Origin of the sequence: Dyadobacter subterraneus (genome assembly GCF_015221875.1) — a bacterium.
GTDB lineage: Bacteria > Bacteroidota > Bacteroidia > Cytophagales > Spirosomataceae > Dyadobacter > Dyadobacter subterraneus.
Genome location: NZ_JACYGY010000011.1, coordinates 1 through 1,288, shown reverse-complemented (window position 1 = coordinate 1,288; position 1,288 = coordinate 1). Strand labels below are relative to the sequence as shown.

Sequence of the window (1,288 nt, the reverse complement as noted above, 5' to 3'; positions counted from 1 at the left end):
TTCGATCGCTTGTGTAGGTTGTTGTTTGTGTTTTTTTTTTTCCAGGAGGAGACCGCATACGGGGTTTGACCGACTTGGGCAGGCGTGTGCTCTCCGATCTGGCCGGCTTCCTGAACCTTGGGGAAGGGGGAGGGAAAGCTGGCCTTCAGCAAAAAAACCCAGACCCGTTTGAAACTTTTGACTGGAGGTCAGAAATGAACATCAAGAGCCTTCTTCTCGGCTCCGCTGCTGCTCTCGCAGCAGTATCCGGCGCTCAGGCTGCCGACGCGATCGTCGCTGCCGAGCCGGAGCCCATGGAATACGTTCGCGTTTGCGACGCTTTCGGCACTGGCTACTTCTACATCCCCGGCACGGAAACCTGCCTCAAGATCAGCGGCTTCATCCGCGTTCAGGGCGAATTCGGCCGTGACGAAGCTGACGACCGCTGGAACCAGGAAGACTTCGGTGGTCAGTCCACGTCGGACTGGGACATGTTCTCCCGCGCTTACATCGCGTTTGACGCGAAGAGCGACACCGAATACGGCACGCTCACCGGCTTCTTCGCTGCTGAGTTCAACGCTGACAACGACACCGACGAAGGCGACAGCCTGATCGACGTCGATGAAGCCTACATCCAGCTCGGCGGCTTCAAGGCCGGCTTCTTCTACAGCTGGTGGGATAAGGGTCTGAACGGCGAAACCGACTCGCTCGGCAACGTCACCGAGTTCAACTCGATTGCCTACATCTATGACGGTGGCACGTTCCAGGCCGGTATCTCGGTCGACGAACTCGAAGGCACCAGCACCAAGGCCAACGGCGTTGGCGTTACCGGTATCGTTTCCGCTTCGCTCGGCGGCGTTGCTTTCGACTTGCTCGGCAGCTACGACACCGAATGGGAAGAAGGCGCGATCCGCGCATTGCTCTCCGCAGACCTCGGCCCGGGCACATTCCAGATCGCTGGCATCTGGGCATCCGACCCGAACGCCTACTGGGCTGACTCCGAGTGGACCGTTGCTGCTTCGTACCGCTTCAACGCTACCGACAAGTTCGCAATCACCCCGGCCGCTCAGTACTGGGGCAGCCTGCAAGATTCGAACACCAGCTTCGGTAACGACGATCAGTGGCGCGTTGGTATCACGACCGACTACGACATCACGGAAGGTCTCGCTACCCGCTTCACGATCAACTACACCGATCCGGATGCTGGTGACGAGTACGTCAGCGGCTTCCTTCGCCTGCAGCGTGAGATCGGAAGAGCGGCGTGTAGGGAAACTGGGGAGAACGGGGTGGGGGCCAGTTCAGGAACAAA

At 59.2% G+C, this 1,288-nt stretch carries 1 protein-coding gene; it reads left to right on the top strand.

Annotated features, from left to right (window positions below; genetic code table 11):
- Positions 1–194: 194 nt before the first annotated feature.
- A partial coding sequence (locus IEE83_RS32700) for a porin (protein WP_228102201.1) occupies positions 195–1,288 on the top strand: 1,094 nt, incomplete at its 3' end.